Raw genomic sequence first — 26712 nt, 5'->3', positions numbered from 1 at the left:
CAACAAAATGACAGATTAGAGAAGCGTTTACAAATTAGTAAATTGTTACTTTGTATAGTATCATATTAGAAACTATATGGCTTTTAAATCCTATATTATTATCCCCTTTTTAATCTTAAACACGAGTCTTGCTTTTGGTCAAATTACAACAAGTTCAAAAACCATTGAGGCGAATTGGGAATCTATGGTAGCCAACTATAACGTACCAGAATGGTTTCAAGATAGTAAAATAGGCGTATGGATGCATTGGGGAATTCCATCTTCAATCGATGAAAATAGACCTGAAGACGGATCGCATTACGGCAGACGCATGTATGGGGATGAAGATTATGATGCAAGAAATGAACCGGACAGATTGCGCACCGTAAGATTATCGGAATGGCATGAAAAACGTTACGGATTACCTTCAGAATTTGGTTACGAAAATTTTATCGCAAATTTTAAAGCTGAAAACTTTGACGCTAATGCTATTGTGAAATTCGTTAAAGATTGTGGTGCACGTTTCATAATGCCTGTCGCTACACATCATGATAATTTTGACATGTATGATTCCTTCTTTCCTTGGAATGCCGTAAAAATGGGACCAAAAAGAGATATTCTTAGAGAATGGAAAGATGCCGCTTACAAGCATGGTTTAAAATTTGGTGTTTCTACACATTTATACTGGTCACCACGCTTTTTTAGAACCGCAAGAAAATTTCAAAAAGAAGGCACAGAAGCTTGGGACTTTTTCAATATGGACTATGACACCTATAAGTTTGCTAGCCAAGATAGCTGGAACCAACATTGGTACAAACGCTCTTGGGATTTAATTGAAAAGTATGATCCCGATATGTTTAACAACGATTCGCCATATCCTAAAATAGGTTCAGGTAAAGGCTTAGGCGTTAAACTATTTTCAGCCTATTTAAACCGAGATTTAAAAGAAAACAATGGCAAACAAACGACCGTTTTATCTTTTAAAAACACCAAACAAAACAAAGCAGCGTTTACCTATAATTTAGAGCGTGGTATGTTTGGCGAACTACAAGAACACCCTTGGATTTGGGCTACCGATATATCAGGAAGTTGGTTTTACCGAAAGAACTCGTTTACCAGAATGTCCTTAGCGGTTTTAATTGGGAATGCTATTGATGCTATTAGTAAAAATGGTGCCGTTATGATTAATATTGCTTTAAAAGGTGATGGGACCATTCCTGAAAACCAAGAACAAATGCTTAGTGCTTTTGGTGCTTTTGTTAAACATAACCAAGAAGGCATTTACAATACTAGACCTTGGAAAACCTTTGGCGAAGGTCCTCTAGAGATTATAACCAAACGTGCAGGAGAAAATCTAAAACCCTTCTCTGAGAAGGATATTCGTTTTACCACAAAAGACAACAATATTTATGCCTTTGTCTTAGCACCACCAACCAAAGATCTTTTAATTGAAACTTTAAAAACTGACGGACTTTTAGAAAAAGACATAAAAGAAATACAATTATTAGGAAGTGATCAAGTCATTAGTTGGAAGAGAGATAATGAAGGTTTATTAATATCGTATAACTTTACAACGCTACCAAATCAATCAGCAATATGCTTTAAAATAATCACGGAATAATTGAAATTTAGAAAAAGATTAATGCATTACAAATCATCCATTTTATTGCTTTTACTAGCCGGTTTTTTAATGACCTGTGCTTCACATCAGCAAGAAAACATTATAGAAAAACAGAAATTACCTGACTTTTCTTGGGATACAATGCCCTTGTATATGCATTTACGCAAATCAACAGCCTTCAATAGAGAAGAACTAAAATACCTTTCAAAATTCCCTTTAATTACCTTTGAAAAAACAACAGGAAGTAAAACTTACGGATCTGCAGAAAAAGGAACTCTAAAAGCAGCAAAAGCGGTAAAAAAAATAAATCCGGAAACCACAATTTTGTATTATAAAAATGTAGTCGTTAATTGGGGCGGCTATAAGGAAGACAAAGCCTTTTTAAAACAACATCCAGAGGCGCTGTTGGTAAACACTAATGGTCAAAAAGCTTTAATGCCTAATAAGAGAACAGGTTTTTTTGATATATCCAAAGATTACGTTCGTTCGTATTGGTTAAATCATGTGAAAACCATTACTGAAAACCCTTATATTGATGGTGTATTTCTAGATGCTAATATTAAAGTTTTAGCACCAATTTTTTTTAGTAATCGTGTTGGCGAAGCAAAGCAAAAAACTATTGAAACGGGTTACTTAAAGATGATGTCCGATTTAAATACCCAATTAGGAAATCACAACTTATTGCTAGCGAATATGCTTCGTGTACGTCCGGATTTTAAAGATTCAGGTAGAAACTATATGAAATTCTTTGATGGCTCTTATATTGAAGGTTTTGAACACGAAAATTTTGGCATGACTTATGAAGATTATCTTGCCAAAGGTATTGAAGCAGTTCAAAAATCAGCTCGAGAAGGTAAAGTCATTGCCATGTCTCTTGGTATTGGTAAAGCTTTAGAGAATGAAAATGTAGGTATGGATGATGTAAGAGCGCGCTTAACTAACGATGATGATCTAACGAAACGTATAGACTATCTATTGGCTATTTTTCTAATTTGTGCCGAAAAACACAGCTACGTCTACCCTCATGATGGCTATGACGTTAACAAATCTGCAGTCTGGTTAAAAACTTTTCCGCAGTACAACAAAAAATTAGGAGCGCCAAAAGACTACGCGCAACGCGATGGCTACATTTATACGCGTGCTTTTGAACACTTGGATGTGTGGCTAGATATTAAAAACCAAACCGCCCAATTACACTGGAAATAAACTAAATATTTATACATAAAAAATGAAATCACTTTTAACAACGCTTACTATTTTATTGTGTTTTACTAATTATGTCATTAGTCAAAACAAAAGCAGTATAGACAAACCTAATATTGTTATCTTTTATGTGGATGATTTAGGTTGGCAAGATTCAGAACTGAATGATTTAGATGAGCCTACACCATGGGAAACACCCAATATGGTCGCACTCGCAAAAGAAGGCATTAATTTTACCAATGGCTATTCGCCTGCACCTACTTGTGCACCATCTCGAGCAGCAATGCTTTCGGGATTACATCCTACTAAAACAGGTGTAACTCATGTAAGTGGAGGCACCTTACCTAAAGCGACTAAACGCTCTAAGTATCTAACGCCATTTTATCCTGTTGGTTTAATGCCAGAAAATTTCACTATTGCAGAAGCATTAAAAATGAATGGCTACAAAACAGGTCATGTTGGTAAATGGCACGTTGGTGCACTTGACATTCAGAAATCAACCAAACAAGGTTTCGATTTTGCATACGAATCTAGAGGTGCACACCAAGGGCCTAAGAGAGAAAAGAACCGGATAAACAATTTTGCAACCCACGAGGAAGGCGATCCTTACCGTTTAAGTGATGAAAAATATCCTCCGTTTACCAAATCATCGCCTAAAGGAATTTCATATCCAAAAGATATGGTAACAGATAAAGCTCTTGAATTTATTTCAACAAGTAAAGAAGAACCGTTCTTTTTATACTTAGCACATTGGTTGGTACATGCGCCAATTCACACGAAGAACAAGGAATTATTACAATATTACAGTGATAAATTAGGGATTGAAATGCCTACAAAAGATATCCCTATTAAAACAGGAGGCCAAACCAACCCATTTTACGGTTCTATGGTGACCACTTTAGATTGGAGTTTAGGACGTATAGTAGATTTATTAAAAACCACCGACGATCCAAGACATCCTGGTAAAAAATTAATTGAAACGACTTATATTATTTTCTCTTCAGATAACGGAGGTGTTGAAAAAGCCAATGGCGATATCGTTACAGATAATTTCCCGTTAGATCAAGGTAAAAAGTATGCGCAAGAAGGTGGTATTAGAGTACCTTTGGTTATTGCTGGTCCGCAAATTCCTAAAGGAAAAACTAAAGATGTATTGATTAATCAATTAGACTTTTTTCCAACAGTATTAAACCTTACCAACAGTACCGTGCCTGAAAAATACAGTTCAGAGTTTGATGGTTTAGATATTTCTGGGATCTTATTAGATAATGAAAAAAAAGTAGCAGATAAAAACGGAAACGCTAGAGAAGATTTATGGTGGCACTTTCCACATAACACGGATTCTCAAATGCAATCTGCGATAAGACATGGTGATTATAAGTTATACAAAAACTTAATTCCGGGAACCTATGAATTATACCGTTTGTACAAAAATGGTAAAAGAGAAGATTTAGAAGAGAAATTTGATATTGCTAAAGACAACCCAAAAGTGGTTAAAGACTTAGCAGCAAGATTAGAAAAATATCTAGAGGAATATAACGCACAATTCCCTTATAAAAATCCTTCAAAATTCAAGGCTGAAGAAACTGCGTCTATACCAGTAATTGTAACCGATACCTATGATGCGGAATCGCGTAAAGCAACAATAACTTTAGAAAAAGGAAAATCTGATGTTGTAGAACCTTATGTTTTAATTCGAATTGCTAATAAGTCGGCATTAAAAAAGAAAGGAAAGCTAAAAAAGCATTCTACAACCTTTATTAAAGTGCCTTTAGAAGCGAGCAAAAACAATTTAGAATACACCTACACTGCACCTGAAAACATCATGGAATATGGGTTTGTTTTAATTGATGAAAATCAGTTTATGGTTCAAAGTGAATTCCGTAGAATCAACTAAAAAAATAAGCTATAAAATGAAACACAATAAATTAATCGCAGCCCTAGTTTTTCTAGCGTTCTTTTCCTCAAACTATAGTCACGGTCAGGAAAACGATTTAATAAAACCGAACATCATCATTTTTTATGCAGATGACTTAGGTTGGCAAGACGTGCAAATCAATGATTTAGATGAGCCTTGTGCTTGGGACACTCCAAACATTAAAAAGTTAGCAGAAGACGCCATTAATTTTACTAATGGTTATTCGCCTGCACCAACTTGTGCGCCTTCACGATGTGCCATTTTAACGGGATTACATCCTGCAAAAACAGGCATAACGAATGTAAGCGGTGGGAAAATTCCAAAAGCGCATAGATCGTCTCAATATATTAGTCCTTATTTTCCTGAAGGTTTAATGCCAGAACATTTCACTATTGCGGAAGCTTTAAAAATGAATGGTTATAAAACAGGACACGTCGGAAAATGGCACGCAGGACACTTAAAAATTCAAAGTTCTACCAATCAAGGTTTCGATTTTGCGCACGAATCTCGTGGTGCACACCAAGGCCCGAAAGGTAAAAATAATAGAACCAATTTTTTTGCCACGCATGATGAAGACGACAAATACCAATTGAGTGAAGAAAAGTACTTTCCTTTTACTAAAGCATCACCTAATGGTATTTCGTATCCTAAAGATGCGGTTACTGAAAACGCCCTTCAATTTATTAAAGACAATAAAGAAGAGCCGTTCTTTTTATACCTCGCACACTGGATGGTACATTACCCAATTCACACTAAAAACCGTGAATTATTACAGTACTATTGCGATAAATTAGGCGTAGACTTCCCAACCGAAGATGTTCCAATGACCTCAGGAGGCCAAACCAATCCTTATTTTGGAGCGATGGTAACCACCTTAGACTGGAGTTTAGGACGTGTGATCGATTTATTAAAAACTACAGACGACCCAAGAAATCCCGGCAAGAAATTATACGAGACGACTTATATCTTTTTCTCTTCGGATAACGGAGGCGCTGAACAGCGTAAAACAGAAATCATGTCTGATAACGCGCCTTTAGATAAAGGTAAAAAATACACCGAAGAAGGTGGTATTAGAGTGCCAATGCTTATTTCTGGCCCAAACATTTCCAAAGGACAAACACAGGATGTTTTAATCAATCAGTTAGATTATTTCCCAACGATATTAAATCTTACCAACAGTGAAATTCCTTCAGAATACAGTGCTGATTTTGATGGTTTAGATATTTCAGAGGTTTTATTTGAAGGAAAAAGCGAGGTCAAAGATAACGACGGAAAGGTTAGAGAAGATTTATGGTGGCACTATCCTTATGGTCTCGAGCATCAAAACCAATCGGCTATACGCTCTGGAGATTATAAATTGTATAAGAAATTTATGACTGGCGAATATCTGTTATATCGCTTATATAAAAATGGCAAACGACACGATTTAGAAGAGCAACACAATATTGCTAAAGACGAACCAAAAATTGTAAAAGCTTTATCTGAAAAATTAGAACAATACATCAAAGATTACGATGCTAAGTTGCCATATAAGGAGCCTTCAAAATTTAAAGGAGATAAGAATGTTGCTGCTATTCCTGTGATTACAACAAATACATTTAACGCAGCATCTCGTAAAGCAACCGTACAAGTAGAACAAGGAAAGTCTAATGTAATTGAAAGCTATGCGCTTGTAAAAATTTCAGATCCTGTTAAAAGAACAAACAAAGGCAAGAAGAAAAAAGTAAGGTCTACCTACTTAAAAGTCCCTGTAAATATTAGCAATAATGGATTAGAATTCAGCTATTCCGTTCCGGAAGAGGCCATAGAATACGGACTTATTTTAATTGATGAAAACCGTTTCATGGTAAAAAGTGAGTTTCAAAAAGTTAAATAAGTAAGTGTTGAAGATGAAAATAGGAATCATAAAATATAGCGTTATATGCTATTGCTTGTTTTTCCTATTTTTTATTCAAACCACTGATGGGCAAACGTTTCCTAAAGCCTTAAAAAATAGCAGACCAAACATCATCTTTGTAATGACCGATGATCAAGGTATGGGCGATTTGTCTTGTACGGGAAATGAAGTCGTAAAAACCCCAAACATTGATGCGTTTTATCAAAAATCAACGCGTTTTACAGAATATCATGTAAGTCCTACTTGTGCACCAACGAGAGCTGCAATTATGAGTGGTCGGCACGAATTTAGAGTTGGCGTTACACATACTATTTTAGAACGTGAACGTATGGCTTTAGATGTATATACGCTACCTCAAGCCTTGCAATCTGTAGGCTATAAAACCGGATTATTTGGCAAATGGCATTTGGGAGATGCTGATGATTATTTGCCTCAAAACAGAGGTTTTGATGAAGTATTAATGCATGGAGGTGGTGGAATTGGTCAAGTAAATCTTGGAGATTTTCCACCGAATAAAGACAATGTGTATTTTGATAATGTTTTGCTTCATAATGAAACCATTGTAAAAACTAAAGGCTTTTGTACAGATGTGTTTTTTGATGCCGCCATGGCTTGGATCAAAGAGAACATAGATAATAAACAACAGTATTTTACCTATGTTTCTTTAAATGCACCACACGCTCCTCTGGTTGCACCTGAAAATTATAAAAAGCGCTTTTTAGAGTTAGGCTATGATGAAGGCACTGCGAGTAGATATGGCATGATTGAAAACATCGATGATAATTTCGGAAGGTTAATGAGCAAGCTTGAAGAGTGGAATGTTTTAGAAAACACCCTAGTTATTTTTACTACAGATAATGGAGCTACACATTTAAGAGGTACTTTAAATGGCGAAAAGGTAAAACATTTTAATGCCAACCTTAAAGGTGGAAAAAACTCACCAAACGAAGGTGGCGATCACGTGCCACTTTTCATGTATTGGAAAGGTGTTTTAACCGAAGGTAAAGACATTAACCAACTTACCGCACATATCGATTTATATCCAACCTTTTCAGAATTAACAGGAGCTCAATTACCAGAAACCATGCAACGTTTAGAAGGGTTATCATTAATCCCATTATTAGAAAACACGGTAAGCATTTGGGAAGATCGTTTACTGTTTACACATTGTGGACGCTGGAAAACAGGAATGGTAAACAAAGCCAAATACACTAAAATGGCGATAAGAAGTCAGCAATGGCGTTTTGTAAATAATGCCGAATTGTATGATATAATTAATGATCCTGGAGAGCGTCATAATGTTGCGGCAGAACATCCAGATGTGATTGCAAAATTTCTAGAACCTTATAATGAATGGTGGTCCAATTCTATTCCTTTGATGATAAATGAAAATAGAAAAAGAGTAAAGGAACAACCACTTCATATAAAGTATTATAAACAACTAGAAGCCGAAGGAATTCCAAATTGGAATCCAGAAGATACAATTACAGAAAAAAACTAGGAAACAACAGGTAATAATTTCGAATATATATAAAGCAGTTTAAATTATTTAAATAAGACATATTTTAGATTGAATAAGACATGACATTATAATGAAAGAAACTGCAAATTAGTAACCTTGAAAACTTTTATTTCGTAGCAAAGCGATTTAGATGTATAAAGCATTTATTAATTACAAAAAGCATTGCAAAATCATGACTGAAACTATAAACAACAATTTTTCTAAAGATCTTAACTTTCTAAAAGCGCATACCAACATCATTGTGTTGCAAGAAGGCGAAAGTGCTTTAGCTATAGCACCACAATTTCAAGGTCGTGTAATGACCAGTACGACGAACGTATCAGAAGGTCCTAGTTTTGGTTGGATTAACAAAAAAGTCATTAAAGCCGGTTTTTTACCCGAGGAAGAACGCAAAGGTCGCTTAGAAAATCAGATTTATGTGTTTGGAGGCGAAGAACGCTTTTGGTTAGGTCCTGAAGGCGGACAGTTTTCGCTCTTCTTTAAACCGGAAGACAATTTCGATTTTTCAAATTGGAAAACACCTGCTGTTATAGATACCGAAGCATTTACCTTGGTGTCTAAAACGAATAATACGGCAACATTTAAACACCAGTGCGAATTAGTAAACAAAAGTGGCACCGTTTTTAAAATGGGAATTGGACGTTCCATTTCTATTTTGAATAAAGTGTCGATACAAAATATTATTAATAAACCATTTTCAGACAGCATTGCATTTGTTGGCTATCAAACCAACAATCAAATTACAAATATTGGTAAAAAACCTTGGCTTCCAGAAACAGGATTACCTTCTATTTGGCTTTTAGGTATGTATAAACCTTCACCAGAAACCACAGTGGTTATTCCTTTTAAGGCAGGTGAAGATGATGATTTAGGATCAAAAGTAAACGACACTTATTTTGGTAAAGTTCCTGAAGTTTATTTAGAAGTCAACAATGATGTTTTATACTTTAAAGGTGATGGAACCAAACGAAGTAAAATTGGGGTCAACTCAAAACGTTCTAAAGGTATTGCCGGAAGTTACGATGCTGTGGGCAAAGTTTTAACCTTAGTGAAATATAATGCGCAAGATGCTTCTAACGGTTACGTGAATTCAGCTTGGGAATACCAAGAAGAACCCTATGCTGGCGATGTGATAAATGCCTATAACGATGGCGAGCCAGAACCAGGTGTTGCACCTATGGGACCGTTTTATGAACTTGAAACCTCATCACCTGCTGCTGCTTTAAAACCGAATGAAACGATGGTTCATATTCAAACCACCATTCATTTACAAGGTGATGAAGATGAACTCAGTGACATTGCTGAAGCCACTTTAGGTGTGCGTGTAGATGCTATTTTAAAATCGTTAGAACGATGAAAAACAACAAAGTATTTAAAGTTTTTTCGCTAAGTCTATCGCTTTTAGGATTACTTGTTCAGTTTTCTAGTTTTATTCCAAAGAACACAACAGTAAAACCTAAGACTAAAAAGCCTAACATCATCTACATTCTAGCTGATGATTTAGGTATTGGCGATCTTAGTATTTACAATGGAAACAGCAAAATACAAACACCGCATTTAGACCAAATGGCTAAAGAAGGGATGCGATTTACCGATGCACATACCTCATCTGCAGTTTGTACACCAACACGTTACGGCATTTTAACCGGACGCTATAATTGGCGAACCCCTTTAAAGGAATTTGTGACTTGGGGAAACTCACCGAGTTTAATTCAGAAAAACAGATTAACCGTTGCGCAACTACTCAAAAATCAAGGTTATAAAACCGCTAACATTGGTAAATGGCATTTGGGTCTAAACTGGAGCATGAAAAATAATAGTTCTGAATTTGATCATTATTCAGAGCGTTCGGACCGTTTAAATTTTAAGGCTATTGATTATAGCCAACCCTTAAAATTCGGCCCTTTAGATATGGGATTTGATTATTCGTTTATGATTGCAGCATCTTTAAATATGCCACCTTATGTGTATTTAGAAAATGACAAGGCCACGATGCTACCAACAGATAAAACCGAAAGAAATAGAAAAATATATCCGTTTAGTAGCTGGATAAAAGGAGACATTGCAGACGATTTTAAACACCAGGAAGTTTTACCTAAAATAGTTGACAAATCCATTTCATTCATAAAAGAGAATGCCAACGAAGACCAACCGTTCTTTATGTACATTCCTTTGCCTTCGCCTCATAATCCTGTGCTTCCCATTGCACCATGGAAAGGCCAAAGCGAGATTGGTAGTCCTTATGCCGATTTTGTAATGATGATTGACGATTTAATGGGCACTATTTTTGAAACCCTAAAAGCACAAGGCATTGACGACAGCACCTTAGTGGTTTTTGCTAGTGATAATGGCTTTGCCACTACCAACGATTTAAAAACCTTGAGACAAAAAAAACACAGTCCTAGTTATGTGTATAGTGGTTACAAAGGCAGTTATTTAGAAGGTGGTCATCGCGTTCCGTTTTTAGTGAAATGGCCAGGTAAAATTAAACCAAATTCCATTTCTGATGCTACTATATGTACTACAGACTTTATGGCTACTTGTGCCGATATCGTAGATTATGAATTTAAAGATAATGAAGCAGAAGATAGTTTTAGCATGTTGCCTTTACTAACCAATGAAGGCACTTATTTAAGAGACGCTACGATTCATCATGATAAATATGGTGTTTTTGCTATTCGGAAAGACGACTGGAAACTTGTTGTAGCGCCTAATTCTGGCATTATGGCTTCCGGAAAAACTAAGATTCATAAAGGTGTTCATTCAGAAGTAATACTTTATAACTTAAAAGAAGATATCAAAGAAAAAAATAATGTAGCTGATCAATTTCCTGAAAAAGTGAAGGCACTAAAAACCATTCTCATTAAACAGATTAGAGATGGCAGAAGTACCCCTGGGAAAATTCAAGAAAACGATGCTATACCTGGCGAATGGCCGCAAGCCGCATTTGCCTTTGAAAACTAATTTCAATTAAATTAACCCATAAAGCCCATGTACATTTTAAGAGTTCTTATCATCTGTGTTTTAATAACATCCAGCAAATCCAATACAGAAGCTACACAACAAGATGTTACAAATAAAACCAAGGCGCCTAATATTGTCTACATTTTAGCTGATGATATGGGTTATGGGGATCTTTCGGCTTTAAACTCAGAATCTGCCATCCAAACGCCATACATGGATAACATACTAAAAAATGGCGTTCATTTTACAGATGCACATTCCAATTCGTCTGTTTGCACACCTACGCGCTACGGCATAATCACAGGACGTTATGCTTGGAGAAGCCCATTAAAAAAAGGCGTTCTACATGGTTACAAACCGGCTTTAATAGAAGAAAGTCGACCAACAGTTGCATCATATCTTAAAAGTAACGGTTATACAACGGCATGTATTGGGAAATGGCACATAGGTTTAGATATGCAACCCAAAGATGGAGCGCAAAAAGTCATAGCAAAAGACGGCATTAGTAATGTAGATTTTAGTAAACGCATAAAAGACCCAAGCGATTTAGGTTTTGATTATTCATACACCATGCCAGCATCTTTAGACATTCCGCCTTATGTCTATATTGAAAACGGAAAAACGGTAGAGTTACCCACAGAATATACCAAAGGTAAAAATGAAGGTAGAGGTGTGATGTGGCGACCAGGTGAAAAAGCACCCAATTTTGTATTTGAAGAAGTACTCGATCATTTTACTAAAAAATCGGTGTCGTTTATCAACGAACAACAAGATGTAAACGTACCTTTCTTTCTTTATTTTCCTTTAACCGCACCGCATAAACCTTGGTTACCTGTTGGTGAAGCCATTGGAAAATCTAAAGCAGGACTTTATGGAGATTACGTCACTATGGTAGATGATGCTGTTGGCGCTGTTGTTAATGCTTTAAAAGAATCAGGTCAATTAGAAAACACATTAATCATTGTGACTTCAGATAACGGCTCTAATTGGACCGAAAGAGATCAAGAAAAATATCCACATCGTGCCAATTACATTTACAAAGGTCGTAAAGCCGACATTTATGATGGCGGTCATCGCGTTCCATATATAGCACAATGGCCAGGCGTCATTCCTGCAGGATTAGAATCGAATCAATTAATGTGTACCACAGATTTGTTTGCTACATTACCAGGCATATTAAATCAACCTCAAATAGAAAAAGGTGCGGAAGATAGTTACAATTTATGGCCTGCTTACACGTCTAATGTAAAAAGACCTATTAGAGAAGCCGTTGTTCATCATTCTATTTACGGTATGTTTTCCATTAGAAAAGGCAAATGGAAATATACGCCACAATTAGGTTCGGGAGGATTTACAAAGCCAAAAACTGTTGAACCAAAACCTAATGAAGCACCAGACACTTTATATGATATGATTAATGATCCTGAAGAAAAAAACAATCTCTATAACACACACCCAGAAGTTGTTAAAGAATTAGACCAACTTTTAGAAACCTATAAAAATCAAGGCTTCAGTAACAAATAAAAATTTCAGCAACATGACCACATTTATGGGACTTCAAATAAATAGACTTTTGATGATTGCTTTTACCATAGCATCGGTGTGGCATGGCTTTTCACAATCCGATGATGTATCTAATGGTGCATACAAAGCTTTTTTACTTCAAAAAACGTGGCAGAAATTAGACCCAGATCATAATCAGAAATTTACCGAATCTGAAGACAAAAGACAATGGAGGCGTTACAAACACTATGATGTCAATAAAGATAGCATACTTACCCAAGAAGAATTTACCACTAATTTCCGCATTCCCTATTTAAAAACCGAAGGTAAAAGGAAATTAAATGTCTTGTACAAAACCACAAAAGAGGACGATTTATACTTAGACATTTATTATCCTAAACACATTAAGAAGGATGAGAAATTACCCGTTGTTTTCTACACTCATGGTGGAGGTTGGGCTGCAGGAAGTAGACATGGCGCTGCCAACGCGTCTTTTAAAACCGTACATATGGCACTTTTAGAGCAAGGGTTTTGTGTGGTGTCTGTGAGTTATAGATTAGTAGAAAAAAATGGCACAACAGCAATGCGCGACTGTGTTATAGACAGTAAAGACGCGCTTCGATATATCTCTAAACACAGTGAAAAGCTAGGGATTGATAAAAACAGATTCTATGCTTTTGGGGATTCCGCAGGAGGACAAATTGCTCAAATGTTGGTATTGAGTTCGCCCGACAGTCTCATTGGAGATAAAGATTTATCAAAATACGATTATACCATGGCTGCAGGTGTATCCTGGTATGGTCCTAGCGATTTTGAAAACACAAGTCTGTTTAATCCGGATGATAGACCAAATTTTAAAGATCGATTTAGCCCAAGAATCTTAAAGTCCGGTACTAAAAAAGAAGAGGCCTTGTCCTTGTATAGAGAAATGAGTCCTGTAAATTATTTAACTCAAGACAGTCCTCCTTTGTTATTACTACAAGGCGATAGTGACAACACCATTCCTGTAAAACATGCGTATTATATGGAAGAAAAGAATAAAGCTATTAATGCGCCCATCACGATTCAAATTGTAAAAAATTCCGGACATAACTGGCGAAAAGTAGGGAAACCCATTCAACCAACACGAGATGAGATTGTGCAAACCACCATTGACTTTTTTGTAGCACATTTAAAATGATTTAGAACCTGTTTAATAGCAAATTATAAAAATTATTGCTTCTTTTTCTTTAAAAAAAATAAGGTGGATTAAAGCAAACAAAAGGGGTTTTAAGGCAATTCTTTGGATGCGTTTTCTTTTATTTTTACTAAATAATAAATAAGCAGCTAATCATGAAACCCATACAAATTATATTACTCGCCATATTATTCCTTTCATCTTGTTCTAAGCAGGATGATCAGCCAATAGATGATCAGTCAATAACTGAAGAACCGGATCCAACACCAGAATCAAGAGCAGAATGGTTAAGTGGTTCTTGGGGAGTTACCTTTCCTATTTATGGAGGTGAGCGATTAGATTCTGAAGTCGCTGGAGGTTATGATTACAGAGCTGGTGCGCAACAAATTATTGATGAATTACCTGCAACAGGCCACATTATAACTAATCTTTCTAATTTTGCAAAATCATATTATTTTACTTTAAGAGGGAATGAAAATGTAGATATCGCTACAGAAATAGACGAACTTTTAGTTCCAAGTCTAGAAAATGAACAAATAATCTTTGATGTTCTTCAAAATTTTAAAGATGTGGGAAAGAAAAATATTCTATATATCTCTACCAATTATTTTGATAGATTAGGACCAGAGGAATCAGATGATGAAGACTTTAATGCAGCACATACAGCATGGATAACATATTACACAAATGAATTTGAAGGAAATGAATATGCTGCATACAGAGACCTAGTACAAGGATTTATTTTACGCATTAAAGATTATGCTGATGGCTATTGGCTAGACACTACCGCAGAACTAGACGATGATGGTCATATAGAAGATTTTGTTCAAATGATTAGAGATGCAGATCCTGATGCTGCTATTTCAGCATCTCCTAACGGAGCATATTTCACAGATGAAAACAATGAGTTTATAAAAGTAGATTCTGACGGTGTTGATGATACAGATGATAGAGATTATAAAATTGTAAGCTTCGAAGGTGTAAATAACTATCAAGATTTTACTAGTGGCCATGTAACACCTTTAGGACAAGGAGCACCTCCTAATTCATGGGCTTATGAAGAGTTTACAATGCCAGCAATGGTTGCCAATCCTTGGGACGAATATGATGGAAAAGTAATATTAAAACATGCATGGTTTCCGGTAAGAGACAAATGGCACGTATCATCAGCAAATTTAATATTTGGTACCGAAGATGCTTATAGATTTACAAGAACACTTAAAGATGCAAATGCTGGCGTGACATTTGCAACTACTATTGATGATGTAAATAACAAAGGATATATGATGGCAGAAGAAATGATAATTATGAAAACTATTAACGATAGATTGCTTTCTAATCCTATGCCTGACTTTGAACCTTATGTTAGGCCTGAAGGAGCTTTTTTAGTGGGTGAGTAAAGTTGTGATAAGTTATTTTAATAAGTAGTAAAAAGTTAAATAATGATGAATAGAATGCGTTTTTTTTATGTGAAATTTGTTTTTGCAATGTTTATGTCGATGACTTGGTCAGGATATGCACAAGAAAAATCAAAACAACCCAATATCGTATTTATCGTATGTGATGATTTAGGTTATGGAGAAGTACAAGCACTTGCTCCAGAAACAAGTAAGATTAAAACACCAAGTATAGACCAATTGACACGAGAAGGTATGGTGTTTACCGATGCGCATTCTGGTTCTGCTGTTTGTACACCAACGCGTTATGGTATTATGACTGGGCGTTACAGCTGGCGTACAAAACTACAAAGAGGCGTGGTACAGGGTTTTGCCCCTAACCTTATTAAAGAAGACCGTCCGACCATTGCCAACTTCCTAAAAGATCAAGGGTATCATACGGCTTTAATTGGAAAATGGCACTTAAATTTTCAATACATAGATCCAGTTACAAAAACAGCCATTGAGAAAAAATCTAAAAAGCATTTACCACCTGTAGGTGCCACGATTCCTGATGGCCCTATTAATCGTGGGTTTGATTATTACCACGGTTTTCATCATGCTAAAGACATGAAAGCAGTTATTGAAAATGATAAAGTCATTCTCTATGATGATGAAATTAACATGCTACCACGTTTAACAACAAAATCTGTAGATTATATTAACCAGCAGGCAAAAAATAAAGAAGGAAAACCGTTTTTCTTATATGTGCCTTTAGGCTCACCACATACACCAATTTTACCTTCAAAAGAATGGCAAGGCAAGAGTGGTATGGGCGATTATGCCGATTTTGTCATGCAAACCGATGCCACTGTGGGTGCTATAACAGATGCTTTGGAAGCTAACGGATTATCAGAAAACACCTTAGTGATTTTTACGAGTGATAATGGAACCTCTAAAGCTGCAGATATTGAAGGACTTGCGGCACAAGGCCATATTGTAAGTGCTGGCTATCGTGGTTCAAAATCCGATTTATGGGATGGAGGTCATCGTGTGCCATTTATTGTAAAATGGCCAAGTAAAGTAAAACCAAACAGTACAAATGACGATTTAATTTGTTTAACCGACATCTTCGCTACCTTTTCTGAAATCACAGCTGTTCCTGTACCAAGTAAAGCTGGAGAAGACAGTGTAAGTTTTTTACCCGCTTTACATGGCGAAGCTATTAATAGTACGCGCGCTGGTGTCATCCACCACTCTATCACAGGCCACTTTGCTTATCGCTTAGGCAAATGGAAATTAATATTGGCTAAAGGTTCTGGTGGTTGGTCGTCTCCACGAGAAAAAGAATCCGCAGACATGCCTAAGGCACAATTGTATGACATGGAAAATGATCCTGCTGAAACCGAAAATTTATATACAAAACGTCCTGAAATTGCAGAACAATTATTAGAGCAATTAGAATTAGACATCAAAACAGGGCGCAGCACCAAAGGTGAGTTTTCTGAAAATGATGTGGACAAAATTGTGCTTTGGAAAACAAAACCAAAACGTAAAAAATCTAAGAATTAATCAACCTACTTTCATGAAATTTAGTCTTTCTAGTATTAGTGTATTCTCAATTGTTTTATTGTTTTGTTCATGTACAACTGCCCAAACCCCTTATAAAACAAGTGATGGTAGTACTTTTGAAACAAAATCGTTTTATCCGAAATTTAGCTGGGAAACGACACCGATGTACTATATGTTTGGGGATCCAAAACGCGTTTTACATCCAGAAGAAGTTGAATTTATTGCGGAACGAACAGACTTTATTTGTATTGAAAAATCGCATGGTCATGGGGATTTAGGAGCTGCAGAATTAGGCGCAAAACATGAAGTCGCAGCGTTTAAAAAGGCAAAACCAGATATGAAAGTGCTTTTTTATTTTAATTCAGCTTATGCTTGGCCTTTCACTTCTTACAATGAGAATTTTACGAAAGAAAACATTAATAATTACCCAGAACTAAAGGCCTTCTTAATAGAAAATCCTGAAACCAACGCCTTAGAAGAACGAAAAAACGTTTTTTATTTTGATGTTTTAAATCCAGATTTTCGGGAATGGTGGGTAAATACAGTCGCAGAAGCGGTTGAATTTTCTGGTGCTGATGGTGCGTTTATAGATCAAATGCATGGTTTTGCGTGGTTACGCCAAGATAAAGCACAAGACGTTCAAAAAGCCATGGGAACTATGATGAAAGCCCTTAAAGAAAAACTAGGGCCTGATAAAATACTATTAGGGAACAATGCAAATGCTAAATTGGCACGATATGTATTCCCGTCTATAGATGCCAATATGTTTGAACATTATGGTGATAAAATGTTAACCAAAGAAAAACTGCTTACTGATTGGGAAGACATGCTTAAAATTTCTAAAGCTGGAAAAATGTCAATATTTAGAATTGGTGTCGAGTACGATAGTGTAGCGATCGCCAATCCTTCTTATTATAAAGGCAAAAAGAGAAATGAACGTTATGCAAAACTCTCTAAAGAGAAATTAGAATATTATCACGCTTGTTATTTAATAGGCGCGCAGCCCTACTCTTATTTTCAATATGGTTGGGGTTGGCAATTGGCGCATGGCTCTTTAATGGAATATCCAGAATTGCAAAAACCATTAGGTGCTCCCAAAGGTGCATATCATAGAACCTCAGCAACAGGTTGGGAGTTTACGCGCGAATATGAACATGCTTCCGTTTGGGTGAATACGGAAACTAGACAAGCTAAGATCACTTGGCATTAAAAAGTCCTTAGATACCACAACATTATAGTTAAAAAAAAACTCAGCATGGTTAATCTATACTGAGCATTTAAGTTTAGGTCGTTTTACCGACGATATAAAATGAAGTAATTCCTTATTTTACTTGAACATCAAAGACTTTACTTTCGTAGTTTTTAACCGCTGTTACTTTTAGTGTTTTTCCCTTGCTCGTATTTACAATTTTATATAATTCTCTAACGCCTGGAACATCTACACCGTTTACTTTCTGAATAACCCAACCTTTGGTTAGGCCAGCATTTGTCCACATTCGACCTCTTTTCTTAATTAATTTAATATAACAACCATAATTATAACCTCCATTGGCATCAATTAAATCTGGGTCTTCTCCAATATTTATCATCGTGGCTCCATAGACGTCTTTTTGCAGCGCACCTCTTTCTTGTTCAATTTCCCCTTCAAATTTCCCTGCAAGTAAAGTACTTAACCAGCTTGGGTAGGTTACTTGGTCTACTTTTGTAAACGTAGCTTCCGTTGTAAATCCAGAGGCAAGTCCTTCATCAGTAAACGTTATCGCTTTTACAGTAGTGGTTTTAGTTACTGTAAAAGGTGCTGTATATGGTATCGATTTTAAGGTAGGTTCAGAACCATCTGTAGTATAAAATATTTCCGCTTTATGTCCTGCTTCAACATCCGCTTTTAAAGTGACAGTTTTCGATGTTTCAAAATCTGCTCCAAATGGTAAAATACGTGTCATTTCATGACCAAATTTATCCATAGGAAAGTTTTTAAATCCTTGTTTTAATACTGGTGAATCTTCTTTCACTTGATAATTTCCATTTAAAGGATCTACAAAATGAGGGTTTCCTATATAAGAATCTACATCGTATCCTTGTGCTTTCCATAATGTGATATCAAAGGTTTCTGCTAAATCAAAATTGACTGGATAGTTCACGTTCCAATAAGAATTATGATTATAATTTTTACTCCATTCTTGATCATCAGGTAACTTTACAGTACGTATAAAATTTCTTGTAGGTGCTTTTTTTCCTGGCACTGTTCCTGCAATCACAAAAATATTTTTATAGATTTCATCTTCTGAATCTTTTGGCCATGCATGCCAACCAGAAGGAACAGCGCTTACGGTAATATTATTAAAGACTTTACGTGCCATACCATCTCTTAATTTAATAGAAGAGCCTAGACTAAGATTGTTGTAAATTTCAAAATAACTAGAACCATCATCAAGGTCAATCGTCCAGTTACCTGCACTTATAGATTTACGATAATTAGCAATACGATTATTTCTTATAATAGTATTGTCAATGGCATCTAATCGGGTTAGCTTAGTATCAAAATTCCCTGTTTTTCCTGGCCTTGTTTTCCATTGTCTTTCACGACCCCAAGAATTAAAAGGTCCGTGTTCCCCAGTTTCCCTTACAGTTTCCCAAATATCGTTATGCTCTATAATATGTCCTCCCCAAGTACCGTCATTAATGCAAATTCCGGCACGCGGACAGTTGTAAATGGTATTGTGTGCAGCTGTTATTTTATGACTCATAGCAATAAAGACACCTGCAGTTTACTTTCCAACAGTACCAATATCATGTATAATGTTATTTTCTGCAACGCAATTCTTAGGATAGTCAGGTGTTTTAGGACCTGGCTTTAAGTCCATGTTCTTACTCATTTCTATCCAATTTTTGCCATGTAAGTCAACATCATCCCATGTTAGATAGTTTCTTACGGCTGAGGGTGATCCAACAAAGCAAATAGCACTTTCGCCTGTGTGCACAAATCTAGATCTTACGACTTTGTTATCACGATTATAAGCACTCATAAAAACAGCGTTTCCTCCTAAATATTCAAAATTACAATCTGTTATAATACAGTTTTCGGTACCCTCTAAATAGATAGCACCTCCTCTGTGAATAGCCCAATCTCCACGAGCAACTGGCTCATATTTATTCATAAAAGTGTAAGTAGATTGCGTGAAAGTGAACCCTTTTAAATGAATGTTTTTCACTGGTGCATCCTTATTTCCTTTAATTTGAATTAAATCTTTTAGAATAGGAATTTCTATACTGGCTGTTGCTAAATCTTCACCTATAAAAGGATAGTAATATAGCGTATTGGTGTTGTTATTAAAAAACCATTCTCCAGCCACATCTAACTCTTCAAATATGTTTTCTACAAAATAAGCCGAAGAATGCTTGCCTGTACCGCCAATACCGTAATCTCTCTGCATTTGAAAACCTCCTTCTCCAAGGTGTATCTTATATTCTTTCCTATCAATGCTTTTTATTCTATACTGCATATTTCCCCAGTTATGACTTTGGAATGCATGTACAATACCGGTTTCTGGGTTTGCCCACTCTTTATTTGAAAAAGTTTTAGCATCATATCCAAACCATTTGTCTAATCGTAAATTTGAACCGCCTTTTACATGAGCATACCCTTTTCCATCACGTAAAGGATTGTCATAATCATAATTAGGAAAACGTGCTCTTATCTGTCTTTCATTATTGATGAATAATTGATCTACAAATAGGCCTTGAGGTAATTGCGTTTGGTAAATACCATTTTTGTATGCGGTCCATTTTAAACCTTCTATTTTTTTAGACCCTTTGATACTTACTTTAGAATTAGGTAAGGCAGAAAATACAACCGGATGTTTAGCTGTTCCGCTATAAGCACTACTTAACTGAATCGTTTGGCTAAGATAATAGTCACCTGTTTCAAACCATACTGTTACAGCTTCTTTACCTGCGTATTTTTCAACTTCTTTTAGTGCTTTTTCAAAACTTAGGTAGGGACTAGCCTTTGTCCCTTTATTTTTATCATCACCATGAGTAGAAACATAAATTTCTTTAGCCATAGAATAACTCTGAAATAACAGAACAGTTATGAGAGTTAATACGCAGTTCTTTTTATTCATAATTTTACTATTTAAGTCTATTGAAATAATGAGATACTCAAATATAAATGCTGCGTTAAATTTACACTTGCTTTAATTGGTTTTGTTTTTGCTATAATCTATATTATATGATTTAAAAAAACACAGGATTCATATTTCAAGGTTTAATATGAATGATATAAGCATAAATGGTATGAATTTATAAAACATACTTGTTTTAGAAATCCTAAGTAATTCCATTAAAGTGAAAAAATCATGACCTTTGCAACAGTTCTTAATTTCGAAAAGGATATACTAATGTAGTATTTAACTCAATTATGATAAAACCAATTAAATTTTCAAAAGAACTTCTCCTTAAGTAAGAAAAATAGACATTGTATAAACTAGCAATTGGATTTATAAAATCTCTTTTCTTCGAATTTTAACTCGCATAGTTCCTTCAATAGGTTTTTCAGAGACCAATATCAAATACCCACCTCCACCTGCTCCAGCTAATTTCCACGCAAGTGCTTTGTCTTTATATTTAGAAATCTCTGCATCTATTCTTGAGTTAACCATTGCAGGAAACATTTTGGTTTGAGCATTAAATGATTTTAGAAATCCATTTGCAAATTTTTGCAAATCTTTATTTTTAATAGCCTCCCAAACAATATCAGATGAAGCAGCAAGTGATTTTACATTTTCTGTATTAATATTCGTGTCTTCTAGAAGTTCTAATCCTTGTTCTCTTGGCCAAAGCAGTACCATATGAAGACGTTCCTCTAACCAAGAAAGGGTAGTTTCAGAATGAATAGACTCAAATTTTGTTGGCCAATAAGCGTTGTCGTAAAAATGTCTCACTAATCCTGGCATGCATATTCCGATAGCATCTTGTGCTCCAGAAATTAAAGTTGAACCAGGTGTATTTTCAAATTTAAAAAGTATTTCAGCTAATTTTTCTGGCTTATCAAAAGGCAAATAATGTGGCCATATTTTTTTAGCAGCATTCCTAGTTGAGGTAGACATACCACAACGTTCGTTATACTCAATGATAGGTTCTAAAGATAATGTTATTGCCCATCCAGGATGATATTTCGATACATAAGGTTGATCTATCCATGTGCCTGCTAAGTCTATTCTATAGGGTAATGAGCAATTTCCGGTTGTTCTAATAGCAGTCGTTGAGCGCGGCGGAAGATCTGCATCTGGAACACGTTTTAATATTTTTAATTCAATGCCTAAGGAATTACAAAACTCTTCTTTCATAGCAGAAAAACCATCTTCGTTAACTACAAAAAGGTCTGGGTTTAATTTTTCTAGTTCTGTTTTGAAATCTAAAATTCCCGAACCAGTATTGACGAAAACTTCTTTGACATACTTTATAGAGTCAATCATATAAACTCTTTCTTGTTCTGAAGTAATTGTTTTACGCCCTTTTAATTTTTCTATTGTTGCATCAGAACCAATTCCAACATATAAATCACCATAAGTAGCAGCTTCTTTAAAAAACGCGACATGTCCGCTATGTAACATATCAAAACAACCCGAAACAAATACCTTTTTTTTCATCCTTAAAACCTATTATATTAGAAAATGCTAGGCTAAATATACCTAACTCTATTACAGTCCAAATTTCATGTATTTTTCTCTAAAATAAGATTAATCAATTAAAAAAAAGTTAGCCTAATTTATAAAACAGTTTAACATATGATATACTTGGCTAAATTATTGCATATCACTATAAAAGTATGTGCCATATTTTAGTACAATGCAGAATTACAGATAATAATTGAAGGATTAGAGAAGCACTTTCAAGTGTTTATAAAATATATTTGTTATTCAACTTTATATAATGGTAATTTATTAGATCCTATTCGTAACTATGTTTAAATTAAAACTTAAATCACATGTCTTATGTTTGTTAATTCTTGTGTCGAGCACTTTATTTGCACAAAATAAACAAGTTGATTTTAAGGTCAATTTCGAGTCCTTTTTATCTAAACATGATATGCTTTGGGATATTATGCCAGACAAATGGCAAACTGCACCCTATTCTGGAAATGGAAATGTTGGTTTTTTGTTTTATCAAGGATCAGAGGAAGCAGACAATGTGATTTCACTACATATTGGAAGACATGATTATTACGATCATAGAGAAGCCGAAACAAAAGCTGAAGAAATGCTTTGGATCAAACGCAGTAGATTACCATTGGGTCATTTTAAACTAACATCTAAAGGAAAAATTACAGGTGTTGACATGCGTTTGGATTTATGGAACGCCGAACTTAAAGGAACCATAACGACCAATCAAGGGTCTTATAACATTAAAGGGTTTACACACAGCACTAACGATATTATTTATTTTGAAACGGATGCCAAAAACGAAACTGTAGAAATCACATGGCATGCCGAAGCCCCTATTCCACCAGTTTACGAAGTTCTAAAAAAAGGTGGTGGTCCAAAAGGTGGTACTTGGGATAAAATGAGAGCGGCGACTTTAGAAATGGCGCCAAAACCAGAATTCGGTAATAAAAATGGTTACAATTTCTGCTATCAAGCCTTATTTGATAATAGAGGAGAAACCACTACAGGTTATAAGATAACTGGTAATGCTTCTAAAAAACAACAGTTAATAGCAAGTGTGCATCATACCTTCCCAGAACATAATTCATTAGACATAGTTGTTAAAAATTTAGAAACTGCTGATCATCTTATTAAAGAAAACAATTTTATATCCACACATCAACAATGGTGGCACCAGTATTATCCGTTAAGTTTTATAAGCATCAACGATGCCGAAAAGGAATCGTTTTATTGGATTCAAATGTATAAATTAGGCTCTGCCTCTCGTGGTAACGGACCAATTTTAGATTTAATGGGACCTTGGTATAACAGAACATTTTGGCCAATGGTTTGGGGAGATTTAAATGTGCAACTCATCTATTGGACGCATTTAACAGCTAATAGAATGTCTATTGGTAAATCTTTACCCAACAATATTGACAAGTACACAGAAAACTTAGAAAACAATGTGCCTAAACATTGGAAAAACAGTGCGGCCGTAGCGGCTTTAATGCCACAAGATTTAATTGCTTTCAATGGTGGGAAAGTTCCAGATATGTTGGCGTGGATTTTAAATGATTATTGGTTGCATTGCCAATTTGCAGGTGATGATGAGCGTATGCGCGATAAGTTGTTTCCGATTTTAAAAAAGACCGTAAATAGTTATTTAAACTATATTAAAGACAATCCTGTCGAGGACGAAGACGGTAAAATTCATATTAAATACAGTTGGTCGCCAGAATACAAACCTGGTCGTGGACAAGATATCAACTTTACCTTGGCTTTAATTCGTTGGAGTTGTCAAACCCTTATTGACATTGACAATCAGCATAGCATAAACGATCCGCTTAAAAAAGAATGGCAACATTTGCTAAATAATTTAGTGGAGTTTCAGATTGATGAGAATGGGCTTATGGTTGGAAAGGATAGACCATTTGCGAATCCTCATCGTCATTATTCACATTTACTCGCTTTTTATCCATTAATGGTAATTACACCAGAAAAGGAAGAAAACAAAAAATTATTACGCACCTCATTAGACCACTGGTTAGATGTTACATTTAATAGTGGTAAAAAGATTAAAGCCATGCCAGTAACCGGTTATACGGCTACAGGAGCGTCTTCTATGTATGCCAATTTAGGCGATGCCGAAAAGGCCTATTATTATCTCGATTTCTTAATTAAGCACAAGAATATTTCATCCACCACCATGTATTCTGAAGGAAAAATAAATCCGGTAATTGAAAGTCCTTTGTCTTTTGCCACAAGCTTACACGATATGATGCTGCAAAGTTGGGGCGAAAAAATTCGTGTTTTTCCAGCTAGTCCTAAAAAATGGAAAGATGTAGCCTTTCACGATTTTAGAACGCAAGGTGCCTTTTTAGTAAGTGCTAAAAAAATAGAAGGCGAAACGGAATTTGTGTCGGTTAAAAGTTTAAAAGGCAACATATGTACTGTTCAAGTTGATTTCGAGAATCCAAAATTTTATAAAAATGGAAAATCAATTTCAGTGGAGGAATCTTCAGACGGCTTTTATACAATCGATTTAAAAACCGATGAAACGGTTATTATTACTTCAAAATCCTTAAAAGAAACTGATTTAACTATTGAAGAATTACCAAAATCGGAAGCTGAACAGAACCTTTTCGGTTATGGAAAGAAAACAAAACGTCTACCAGGTCATAACTATTACAGTTCTTATTAATTTATTATGAAACGAGCATGCTAAAAATATCATTACCCAACAGAATGATTAATAGCGAACAGCATGTGACCGCTAAAAAACAATAAATATAATCACATGAAACCCTTTTTATACAGCCTCTTTATACTCTCGTCATTCTTCTCATGCACAGCGCAAGAACAACCTAAGAAACCAAATATTATTTTCGTGTTTTCAGACGATCAACGCTTCAATTCGTTAAGCATGACAGGCGATCCGATAACGGAAACCCCAAACATTGATCAGCTTGCAAATGAAGGCGTCTTTTTTAATAACGCTTATATTACTAGCCCTATTTGCGGACCTAGTAGAGCAAATATTTTTACAGGCCAATGGGAACGTAGAAATAAAATCGGCTTTAATTATATATCTAAAAATATCATTACGGAAGACACCTATAAAAAAAGCTGGCAAGTGCTTTTGAGGGAAGCAGGCTATTCTACTGCATTTATTGGTAAGAGTCACACTAAAATTGGTAATAAACACAATACACCATTAAACGAAAACACGGATTTTGCTTATTATGGCAATGGTCATTTAGGATTTTATCCTGCAAAACGCCATAAGCAATTTTCAAACCTTAAAAACGAAACGCAAATTGAAGGTATGCTCGAGGCAACTAAAGCCTATTTATCACAAGATGATAGCTACGATTATTTTTATGAAAATGCACAACCTTACATAAAAAAACAACTGAACAAAAGAGATCCCAACAAACCTTTTTCGGCTTGGATTAATTTAAATCTTCCACATGCGTCTAGTATTGGTGGAATGGGCACGCAGCCAAACGATCCGGAATATTACAAATCAAAATACGAGGATGTAAAACATAATATTGAACTGCCTGAAGGTTATCCGCAAGACATTAGTTTACCCGATAATGTTTATGCCACAAAGGATTTAATGAAATATTATGTCACCTCAAAAAAAGGGAAATTATTAAATGAAAAGCTCAAAATGGATCGTGCGGTCTATGCTATTGACTTAATGCTTGGGGAATTACGCAAATTCTTAAAGGAAATCGGTGAAGCAGAAAACACTATTATCGTGTTCTGTTCAGACAATGGTCTATTTTTAGGCGAACACGGCCTAGGCGGAAAAACCATTTTATATGATGAATCTGTGCATGTGCCTATGATTGTGTATTCGCCATTTTTCAAGGACAAAACCAAAGGAAAAATTATTGAAGACTTGGTAGTTGGGCAAGATATTCCTGCCACTATTTTAGAGCTATGCGGTATGGAAACACCTGTATCCTACCAAGGCAAAAGTGTACTGCCTTTAATACATAATGAGCCTATAGACTGGCGAGAAGATATCTTCTTAGAAAACCTATTTACAGACCAAGGCTACCCTAGACAAGAAGCGGTGAGAAGTAAACAGTTTAAATATATTCGTTCGTTTAGTAAGGATAATGACCGCTCTAAATATGTTCCTAATCAGACCGTAGAAACTGACGAAAAACCAATTTATGAGGAACTATATGATATTATTAACGACCCTAAAGAACAAAACAATTTAGTTGGAAACAAAGACTATCTTGAAATTTTAAACCAATACAGAAACCGATGCAAAACATTAGTATCGGAACTCAACTAATTTAAATTACCATC

General features: G+C 35.4%; 17 protein-coding genes. 14 read left to right on the top strand and 3 right to left on the bottom strand.

The window, feature by feature from the left end; translation table 11 throughout:
* The first annotated feature begins 76 nt into the window (after positions 1–76).
* From Q0891_RS01315 to Q0891_RS01260, 12 genes are all read left to right on the top strand, one after another.
* On the top strand, positions 77–1600 hold the full coding sequence (locus Q0891_RS01315) for an alpha-L-fucosidase (RefSeq protein ID WP_299098257.1): 1524 nt from the start codon (positions 77–79) through the stop codon (positions 1598–1600).
* 21 nt (positions 1601–1621) lie between these two features.
* Positions 1622–2806, top strand: coding sequence for a putative glycoside hydrolase (locus Q0891_RS01310; protein WP_299098256.1), 1185 nt, complete (start codon positions 1622–1624; stop codon positions 2804–2806).
* 22 nt (positions 2807–2828) lie between these two features.
* A complete protein-coding gene (locus tag Q0891_RS01305) occupies positions 2829–4700 on the top strand; it encodes a sulfatase (RefSeq protein WP_299098255.1) in 1872 nt (623 codons plus the stop codon).
* A 16-nt stretch (positions 4701–4716) separates the two neighbouring features.
* On the top strand, positions 4717–6597 hold the full coding sequence (locus Q0891_RS01300; protein WP_299098254.1) for a sulfatase: 1881 nt from the start codon (positions 4717–4719) through the stop codon (positions 6595–6597).
* A gap of 13 nt (positions 6598–6610) precedes the next feature.
* Positions 6611–8119: an arylsulfatase gene (locus Q0891_RS01295; protein ID WP_299098253.1), complete on the top strand. Its 1509-nt coding sequence runs from the start codon at positions 6611–6613 to the stop codon at positions 8117–8119.
* Between the two features lie 193 nt (positions 8120–8312).
* On the top strand, positions 8313–9497 hold the full coding sequence (locus Q0891_RS01290; RefSeq protein ID WP_299098252.1) for a DUF6786 family protein: 1185 nt from the start codon (positions 8313–8315) through the stop codon (positions 9495–9497).
* Entirely contained in the window at positions 9494–11104 is a 1611-nt protein-coding gene (locus Q0891_RS01285; RefSeq protein ID WP_299098251.1) for an arylsulfatase, read from the top strand. The genes Q0891_RS01290 and Q0891_RS01285 overlap by 4 nt, the downstream gene beginning before the upstream one ends.
* A gap of 27 nt (positions 11105–11131) precedes the next feature.
* The gene (locus tag Q0891_RS01280) at positions 11132–12628 is read left to right on the top strand and encodes a sulfatase-like hydrolase/transferase (RefSeq protein WP_299098250.1); all 1497 of its coding nucleotides are present in this window, start codon (positions 11132–11134) and stop codon (positions 12626–12628) included.
* A 13-nt stretch (positions 12629–12641) separates the two neighbouring features.
* Positions 12642–13787, top strand: a complete 1146-nt coding sequence (locus Q0891_RS01275; RefSeq protein WP_299098249.1) for an alpha/beta hydrolase — start codon at positions 12642–12644, stop codon at positions 13785–13787.
* Between the two features lie 152 nt (positions 13788–13939).
* Positions 13940–15184 carry a hypothetical protein gene (locus Q0891_RS01270; RefSeq protein ID WP_299098248.1) on the top strand — a complete coding sequence of 415 codons (1245 nt, stop codon included), beginning with the start codon at positions 13940–13942 and terminating at the stop codon, positions 15182–15184.
* Between the two features lie 99 nt (positions 15185–15283).
* Positions 15284–16732, top strand: a complete 1449-nt coding sequence (locus Q0891_RS01265; RefSeq protein ID WP_299098247.1) for an arylsulfatase — start codon at positions 15284–15286, stop codon at positions 16730–16732.
* Between the two features lie 13 nt (positions 16733–16745).
* Entirely contained in the window at positions 16746–17942 is a 1197-nt protein-coding gene (locus Q0891_RS01260) for a putative glycoside hydrolase (RefSeq protein ID WP_299098246.1), read from the top strand.
* A gap of 112 nt (positions 17943–18054) precedes the next feature.
* On the opposite strand, the gene Q0891_RS01255 is transcribed toward Q0891_RS01260, so the two are convergent.
* From Q0891_RS01255 to Q0891_RS01245, 3 genes are all read right to left on the bottom strand, one after another.
* Positions 18055–19479: a chitobiase/beta-hexosaminidase C-terminal domain-containing protein gene (locus tag Q0891_RS01255; protein ID WP_299098245.1), complete on the bottom strand. Its 1425-nt coding sequence runs from the start codon at positions 19477–19479 to the stop codon at positions 18055–18057.
* A gap of 21 nt (positions 19480–19500) precedes the next feature.
* Entirely contained in the window at positions 19501–20856 is a 1356-nt protein-coding gene (locus Q0891_RS01250; RefSeq protein ID WP_299098244.1) for a hypothetical protein, read from the bottom strand.
* A 375-nt stretch (positions 20857–21231) separates the two neighbouring features.
* Complete coding sequence (locus tag Q0891_RS01245; RefSeq protein ID WP_299098243.1) at positions 21232–22383, bottom strand: adenylyltransferase/cytidyltransferase family protein; 1152 nt, start codon at positions 22381–22383, stop codon at positions 21232–21234.
* Between the two features lie 439 nt (positions 22384–22822).
* On the opposite strand from Q0891_RS01245, the gene Q0891_RS01240 reads away from it, so the two are divergent.
* Positions 22823–25081, top strand: a complete 2259-nt coding sequence (locus tag Q0891_RS01240; protein WP_299098242.1) for a glycoside hydrolase family 95-like protein — start codon at positions 22823–22825, stop codon at positions 25079–25081.
* Between the two features lie 96 nt (positions 25082–25177).
* Positions 25178–26698 carry a sulfatase-like hydrolase/transferase gene (locus Q0891_RS01235; RefSeq protein WP_299098241.1) on the top strand — a complete coding sequence of 507 codons (1521 nt, stop codon included), beginning with the start codon at positions 25178–25180 and terminating at the stop codon, positions 26696–26698.
* Positions 26699–26712: the final 14 nt, after the last annotated feature.

The sequence above is a fragment of the uncultured Winogradskyella sp. genome, from assembly GCF_947498005.1.
Lineage (GTDB): Bacteria > Bacteroidota > Bacteroidia > Flavobacteriales > Flavobacteriaceae > Winogradskyella.
This window is presented reverse-complemented; position numbering and strand designations above follow the sequence as displayed.

Excerpts from the sequence above, each read along its gene's own strand:
- Q0891_RS01315 (WP_299098257.1), top strand. The coding sequence starts at position 77 with ATGGCTTTTAAATCCTATATTATTATCCCCTTTTTAATCTTAAACACG.
- Q0891_RS01270 (WP_299098248.1), top strand. The coding sequence starts at position 13,940 with ATGAAACCCATACAAATTATATTACTCGCCATATTATTCCTTTCATCT.
- Q0891_RS01305 (WP_299098255.1), top strand. The coding sequence starts at position 2,829 with ATGAAATCACTTTTAACAACGCTTACTATTTTATTGTGTTTTACTAAT.
- Q0891_RS01265 (WP_299098247.1), top strand. The coding sequence starts at position 15,284 with ATGACTTGGTCAGGATATGCACAAGAAAAATCAAAACAACCCAATATC.
- Q0891_RS01310 (WP_299098256.1), top strand. The coding sequence starts at position 1,622 with ATGCATTACAAATCATCCATTTTATTGCTTTTACTAGCCGGTTTTTTA.
- Q0891_RS01280 (WP_299098250.1), top strand. The coding sequence starts at position 11,132 with ATGTACATTTTAAGAGTTCTTATCATCTGTGTTTTAATAACATCCAGC.
- Q0891_RS01255 (WP_299098245.1), bottom strand. The coding sequence starts at position 19,479 with ATGAGTCATAAAATAACAGCTGCACACAATACCATTTACAACTGTCCG.
- Q0891_RS01295 (WP_299098253.1), top strand. The coding sequence starts at position 6,611 with ATGAAAATAGGAATCATAAAATATAGCGTTATATGCTATTGCTTGTTT.
- Q0891_RS01250 (WP_299098244.1), bottom strand. The coding sequence starts at position 20,856 with ATGAATAAAAAGAACTGCGTATTAACTCTCATAACTGTTCTGTTATTT.
- Q0891_RS01275 (WP_299098249.1), top strand. The coding sequence starts at position 12,642 with ATGACCACATTTATGGGACTTCAAATAAATAGACTTTTGATGATTGCT.
- Q0891_RS01245 (WP_299098243.1), bottom strand. The coding sequence starts at position 22,383 with ATGAAAAAAAAGGTATTTGTTTCGGGTTGTTTTGATATGTTACATAGC.
- Q0891_RS01260 (WP_299098246.1), top strand. The coding sequence starts at position 16,746 with ATGAAATTTAGTCTTTCTAGTATTAGTGTATTCTCAATTGTTTTATTG.
- Q0891_RS01300 (WP_299098254.1), top strand. The coding sequence starts at position 4,717 with ATGAAACACAATAAATTAATCGCAGCCCTAGTTTTTCTAGCGTTCTTT.
- Q0891_RS01285 (WP_299098251.1), top strand. The coding sequence starts at position 9,494 with ATGAAAAACAACAAAGTATTTAAAGTTTTTTCGCTAAGTCTATCGCTT.
- Q0891_RS01235 (WP_299098241.1), top strand. The coding sequence starts at position 25,178 with ATGAAACCCTTTTTATACAGCCTCTTTATACTCTCGTCATTCTTCTCA.
- Q0891_RS01240 (WP_299098242.1), top strand. The coding sequence starts at position 22,823 with ATGCTTTGGGATATTATGCCAGACAAATGGCAAACTGCACCCTATTCT.
- Q0891_RS01290 (WP_299098252.1), top strand. The coding sequence starts at position 8,313 with ATGACTGAAACTATAAACAACAATTTTTCTAAAGATCTTAACTTTCTA.